Source organism: Saccharothrix longispora, from assembly GCF_030852425.1.
GTDB classification, from domain to species: domain Bacteria; phylum Actinomycetota; class Actinomycetes; order Mycobacteriales; family Pseudonocardiaceae; genus Actinosynnema; species Actinosynnema longispora.
Map to the genome: position 1 here is coordinate 1 of NZ_NSDM01000009.1, position 7075 is coordinate 7075.

General features: G+C 77.9%; 1 pseudogene. It reads left to right on the forward strand.

What is annotated here, in order from left to right:
• Window positions 1-9: 9 nt before the first annotated feature.
• Window positions 10-7023, forward strand: a pseudogene (locus CKY47_RS21105) (type I polyketide synthase); the annotation flags it as partial.
• Window positions 7024-7075: the final 52 nt, after the last annotated feature.

Consider the following 7075-nt stretch of genomic DNA (forward strand, 5'->3'; position numbering starts at 1 on the left):
ACGGCGGTGGTGCAGCCGGCGTTGTTCGCGGTCGAGGTGGCGCTGTTCCGGTTGCTCGAGTCGTGGGGTGTGCGTCCGGATTTCCTGGTGGGGCATTCGGTGGGGGAGTTCGCGGCCGCGCACGTGTCCGGTGTGCTGGGGCTTGAGGACGCGTGTCGTCTGGTGGTGGCGCGGGGCCGGTTGATGGCGGCGTTGCCGGGGGGCGGGGCGATGGTGGCCGTCGAGGCGTCGGAGGACGAGGTCGCGCCGTACCTGGGTGGTGCCGTGGCGTTGGCGGCGGTGAACGGTCCGCGTGCGGTGGTGCTGTCCGGCGAGGAGACGGCGGTGCTGGCCGCCGCGTCGGAGTTGGCCGAACGCGGGCACCGGACGCGCAGGCTCGCCGTGTCGCACGCCTTCCACTCGCCGTTGGTGTCGCCGATGCGGCGTGAATTCCGGAAGGCGTTCGACGGGGTGTCGTTCGGGACGCCGTCCATCCCGGTCGTCTCGACGGTGACCGGCGCGGTGGCCGACCTGGCGAACGCCGACTACTGGGTGGAGCAGGTCGTCGAGCCGGTGCGGTTCGCCGACGCCGTGCGGGCGGCGACGGACGAGGTCGGCGACGAGCGCGTCCTGGTGGAGGTCGGACCGGACGCGACGCTGAGCGCCGCCGCACCGGGTGCCGTGCCGCTGCTGCGCAAGGGACGCGACGAGCGGCAGGCCGTCGTCGACGCGCTGGCGCGGTTGCACGTCGCGGGCGTACGCGTCGACTGGTCGGCGCTGCACGGCGAGGGCGGGCACGTCGACCTGCCCACCTACCGGTTCCAGCGGGAGCGCTTCTGGCCCGACCCGCTCGACCGACCCGCCGACGGCCGCGAGCACGTGGTGGAGTGGGTGGCGCGCGAGGTCGGCGGCGCACTGCGGGGCCCGTGGCTGGTGATCGGTCCGGACGCCGGCCTCGCGGCCCACCTCGGTGCCGAGCACCTGCCGCTCGACGGCGGCGCGGACCGGGCGGCGGTGGCCGCCCTGGTGGGGGAGCGACGCCCCGGCGGGGTGGTCGTGACCGGCGGCCCGGCCGACTTCCTGGCCGCGTTCCGGGGCGTGGGGGACGCGGGCGTGACCGCGCCGGTCTGGTGCGTCACCCGGGGCGCGGTCGCCCTGCCCGGCGACCCGCCCGCCGACCCGGCCCAGGCCGCGCTGTGGGGGTTCGCGGCCGTCGCCGCCGTCGAGCACCCGGACCGCTGGGGCGGGATCGTCGACCTGCCCGCGCACGGCGGTCCCGGTCGGTTGGCCGCCGTGCTGGCCGCCGGGGAGGACCAGGCGGCGGTGCGCGGTGACCGCGTGTTCGCGCGGCGGCTCGTCCCCGCCGACCCCGGGCCCGTCGGGAAGCGGGAGCACGGCACGGTCCTCGTCACCGGCGGCACGGGCGCGCTCGGCCGGCACCTCGCCCGCAGGGCCGCCGCCGACGCCCGCCGGGTGGTGCTGGTCGGCCGGCGCGGGGACGCCGACGACCTGACCGCCGAACTGGAGGAGCGCGGCGCCGAGGTCACCGTCGTGGCCTGCGACCTGGCCGACCCGACCGCGTTCACCACCCTCGACGCGCTCGGCCCGTTCACCGGCGTCCTCCACGCCGTCCGCACCACCGTCGACGGGGTGCTGGACACCCTCGACCCCGTCACGACCGCCGCCGCGCTGGGCCGCGCCGCCGCCTGCCTGCGCACGGCCGCCGCCCTGGCCGAGGGGGCGGACGAGTTCGTCGTCGCCGCACCGCTCGCCTCGCTGCTCGGCGCGCCCGGCCAGGCCTTCGACGCCGCGGTCGGCGCGCTCGCCGGGGCCGTCGCACCCGACGCGCTCGTGCGCTGGTCCCCGTGGGCCGGGGTCGGCGACACGGCCCGGGAGCGGATGCGCCGAGCCGGCATGGCGGTCCTCGACCCCGCCGACGCCCTCGCCGCCCTCGACCACCAGGCCCCCGAGCACGCCGGCGGCCGGGTCGCCGTGGACGTGGACTGGGCTCGCTACGCCGCCGTCCTGCCCCGCCCGAACGCCCTCCTCGCCGCGATCCCGGCGGCGAGGACCCGACCGCGGCCCGCGCCCCAGGCCGGGCCGCCGCCCACCGCGGACCTCCTCCGCCTGGTCCTGGCCCGGGTCGCCGACGTGCTGGGCCACGGCTCGCCGGACGCGGTCGACCCGCGCCGCGCGTTCCAGTCGATGGGCTTCGACTCCCTCACCGCCGTCGAGCTGCGCACCGCGCTCGCCGCCGACCTCGGCCGGCCGCTCCCCGCGACGCTCGTGTTCGACCACCCCACGCCGGAGGCCCTGGCCGCGCACCTGGCCGGCGTGGACGACGCCCGCGCGGTCCGCGCCACCGCCGACACCGCCGACGACCACGCCGGGACCGACCCGGTCGTGATCGTCGGCATGGGCTGCCGCTACCCGGGCGGCATCGCGTCACCGGAGGACCTGTGGCGGCTGGTCGTCGAGGGCCGGGACGGCATCACCGGTTTCCCGGTGGACCGGGGCTGGGACCTGGCCGGCCTGTTCGACGGCGGCGGCTCGTCCACCCGGCACGGCGGGTTCGTCGCGGGGGTCGACCGGTTCGACGCGGCGTTCTTCGGCATCTCGCCGCGCGAGGCGCTGGCGATGGACCCGCAGCAGCGCCTCCTGCTGGAGGTCACCTGGGAGGCGGTCGAGCGCGCCGGCATCGACCCCAGGTCGTTGGCCGGCACGGCCACCGGAGTGTTCGCGGGCAACAACGTCCACGACTACCCGCAGCTGCTGGCCGGGTCCGGCGCGGACGTGCTCGCCCACGTCGGCCTGGGCAACGCCACCAGCGTGCTGTCCGGCCGGGTCGCCTACCTGCTCGGCCTCGAAGGGCCGGCGGTGTCCGTGGACACCGCGTGCTCGTCCTCGCTGGTCGCCCTGCACCTGGCCGCGCAGTCGCTGCGCTCGGGCGAGTGCGACCTGGCGCTGGCGGGCGGCGTGCTGCTGATGACGACGCCGGCCGCGTTCATCGACTTCAGCACGCAGGGCGGCCTCGCGCCGGACGGCCGCTGCAAGGCGTTCTCCGACGCCGCCGACGGCACCGGCTGGTCCGAGGGCGTCGGCGTGCTCGTCCTGGAGCGGCTGTCCGACGCGCGCCGCAACGGCCACCAGGTGCTGGCCGTCGTCAAGGGCAGCGCGGTCAACTCCGACGGCGCGTCCAACGGCCTCACCGCGCCCAACGGGCCCTCGCAGCAGCGGGTGATCCGGCAGGCGCTCGCCAACGCCGGCCTCGCCCCGTCCGACGTGGACGTGGTCGAGGCCCACGGCACCGGCACCGTCCTGGGCGACCCGATCGAGGCGCAGGCGATCATCGCCGCCTACGGGCAGGACCGCGAGCGCCCGCTGCTGCTCGGCTCGCTCAAGTCCAACCTCGGGCACGCGCAGTCCGCCGCCGGCGTCGCCGGGATCATCAAGGTCGTCCAGGCCATGCGGCACGGCACCGTGCCGAAGACCCTGCACGTGGACACGCCCACCACGCACGTCGACTGGACCGCCGGGTCGGTGGAACTCCTCACCGAGGCCCGGCCCTGGCCGGAGACCGGCGCCCCGCGCCGGGCGGGCGTCTCGTCGTTCGGGGTGAGCGGCACGAACGCGCACGTCGTCGTCGAGCAGGCCCCCGCCGCGATGCCGCCGCCGCGCGGACCGCGCCGCGCCGTGCCGTGGGTGCTGTCCGCCCGCACCCCCGCCGCGCTGCGCGACCAGGCCGCCCGGCTCGCCGCCCACCTGCGCGACGCCGACGTCGACCCGCGCGACGTCGCCCGCGCGCTCGCGGTGGGCCGTGCGGCGTTCGACCACCGCGCCGCCGTGTCCGGTGACGCGGACACCCTGGTGGGGGACCTCGCCGCGCTCGCCGCCGGCGAGCCGGCGCTCGACGGGGTGGTGACCGCGCCCGCGCGCGTCGGCCTGCTGTTCTCCGGGCAGGGCGCGCAGCGGCCCGGCATGGGGCGCGAGCTGGCGGAGGCGTACCCGGTGTTCGCCGCCGCGCTGGACGAGGTGCTCGCCCACCTGGACCACGCGCTCGCGCGGCCGCTGCGGCCGGTCCTGTTCGCCGAACCCGGCACGCCCGAGGCCGACCTGCTCGACCGCACCGAGTTCACCCAGCCCGCGCTGTTCGCGGTCGAGGTCGCGCTGTTCCGCCTGGTCGAGTCGTGGGGCCTGCGGCCGGCCGCCCTCGTCGGGCACTCCGTCGGCGAGCTGGCCGCCGCGCACGTAGGCGGCGTGCTGTCGCTGGCGGACGCGTGCGCGCTGGTCGCCGCGCGCGGTGCGCTCATGGGCGCGCTGCCGCCCGGCGGGGCGATGATCGCCGTCGAGGCGACCGAGGACGAGATGACGCCGCTGCTCACGGCCGGTGTGTCGATCGCCGCGGTGAACGGCGCGGGGTCGGTCGTCGTGGCCGGCGACGAGGCCGGGGCGGAGGCCGTCGCGGCCGGGTGCGCCGCCCTCGGCCGAAAGACTAGGCGTTTGCCGGTCTCGCACGCATTTCACTCACCACGTATGGACACCGTGGTGGAGGACCTGGCCCGGGCGGCGCGCGACGCCGTCACCGGACGTCCCGCCGTGCCCGTCGTGTCCACGGTGACCGGCCTGGTCGCCGGGGACGACTGGGGTGGCGCGGAGTACTGGGCCGGGCAGGCGCGCGCGACCGTGCGCTTCGCCGACGCGGTCCGGACCGCCGCAGACCTCGGCGTGGACGTGTTCCTGGAACTCGGGCCGGACGGCGCGCTGGCAGCCCTCGCGGGCGACGCCACCGGCAGGCCGTCCGTGCCGCTGCTGCGCCGCGACCGCGCGGAGGACGCCGCCGCCGCGTCGGCGCTGGCCCACCTGCACGTCCACGGCGTGCCGCTCGACTGGGACGCCGTCTTCGCCGACCTGGGCGCGCGTCCCGTCGACCTGCCGACCTACCCGTTCCAGCACCAGGGCTTCTGGCCGGAACCGGCCGCCCGGCCGCGGCAGGCGGGCGACGACTGGTGGACCGCCCTCACCGCCGACGACCCGGCCGCCGCGCTCGGCGTCGACCGCGAGGCGGTGGACGCCGTGCTGCCCGCGCTGGCCGCCTTCCGCGATCGGAGCCGCGAGCGCGCCGCCGCCGACCGCTGCCGGTACCGGATCGCCTGGACCCCGGTCCCCGACCCGGCCCCGGCCGACCGCTCCGGCCGCTGGCTGGCCCTGGTGCCGGCCCGCCTCGACCGGGCGTGGGCCGACGCCGCGCTGGCAGCCCTGGGCACCGTCGAGGTGGTCGAGGTGGACGACGCGACCCGTGACGGCCTGGCCGGGGCGGTGCGCGGTCACCACGACCTGCGGGGCGTGGTCTCGCTGCTCGGCGCGGCCGACGACGGGCCGCCCGCCGACCCCGCCGGTGTCGGCGCGACCGTCGCGCTCGTCCAGGCCTTGGGCGACACCGGCACCACCGCACCCCTGTGGTGCCTGACCAGGGGCGCGGTGTCGACCGGCCCCGACGAACCCCTCCGGGCGCCCGCCCAGGCGGGCGTGTGGGGCCTCGGGCGCGGGGTCGCGCTGGAGCACCCCGACCGCTGGGGCGGCCTGGTCGACCTGCCCGACGAGGTCGACCGCGCCACCGCCGGCCGGCTGGCCGACCTGCTCTGCGGACCGGCGGGCGAGGACCAGGTGGCGCTGCGCGGCACCGGGGCGCACGCCCGCCGGCTCGTCCCCGCCACCGGCGGCCCCGGCGGCACGGACCCCGCCGCCGACGGCACCGTCCTGGTCACCGGCGGCACCGGCGCGCTCGGCGGTTGGATCGCCCGCGACCTGGCCCGCGCCGGCGTGCCGCACCTGGTGCTGACGAGCAGGCGCGGGATCGACTCGCCCGGTGCCGGGGCGCTGCGCGACGACCTGGCCGCACTGGGCGCGCGGGCGGACGTGGTGGCGTGCGACGCCGCCGACCGCGACGCCCTCGCCCGCCTGGTCGGCGACCTGCCCGACCTGACCGGGGTGGTGCACGCGGCGGGCGTGCTGGACGACGGCATGCTCGACGACCTCACCCCCGGGCGGTTGGACGCGATGCTCGCGGCGAAGTCCGTCGCCGCCTGGCACCTGCACACCCTCACCGAGCACCTCGACCTGACCCGGTTCGTGCTGTGCGCGTCCATCGCGGGCAGCCTGGGCGCGGGCGCGCAGGGCAGCTACGCCGCAGCGAACGCGCTGCTCGACGCCCTCGCCGAGCACCGCCGCGACCGGGGCCTGGCCGCGCTGTCGGTGTCCTGGTCGCCGTGGGGCGAGGCGGGCATGGGCGCGGACCCGGCCGTGGAGGCGTGGATGCGCCGCGCGGGCGTCACCCCGATCGCGCCCGCGCTCGGCGTCTCCGCCCTCAACCAGGCGCTGCGCCTGGGCGACACGACGCTGACACTCGCCGACATCGACTGGTCGGTCTACGGGCCGGGCATCGACACCGTGCGGCCGACCCGCCTGTTCGACGCCATCCCGGGGGCCCGGCCCGCGACCCCCGACACCGCGACCGGTCAGGCCGAGGACTCCGGTGACCTCACCGCGCGCCTCGCCGCCATGCCGGAACCGGAGCGGGTGTCCACCCTGACCCGGCTCGTGCGCGGCGTCGCGGCGGCCGTCCTCGGGTACGGGGGCGCGGACGACGTGACGGCCGACCAGGTGTTCACCGACCTGGGCTTCGACTCGCTCACCGCGGTCGAGTTCCGCAACCGGCTCGCCGCCGCCACCGGGCTCGACCTGGCCCGCACGGTCGTCTTCGACTACCCGTCACCGGCCGCGCTCGCCGAACGCCTGCGCGCCCTGCTGCTGCCCGCCGTCGCCGAGACGAGCCCGGACGACCGGCTGCTCGCCGAGGTCGACCGGCTGGAGAAGGCGCTGGCCGACCTCGGACCGGGCGAACCGGCCGCCCGGGGTCGGGTCGCCGAACGGCTCCGCGCCCTCGCCGCCCGCTGCGACGGCGCACCACGCGACACCCCGGACCTCGACACGGCCTCCGACGACGAGGTGTTCGAGTTCCTGGGCTCGGAGTTCGGCATCTCCTGACGCCACGCCCACCCCGCACGTCACCACCCGCTGGTCCCCGAGGGAGTAGACA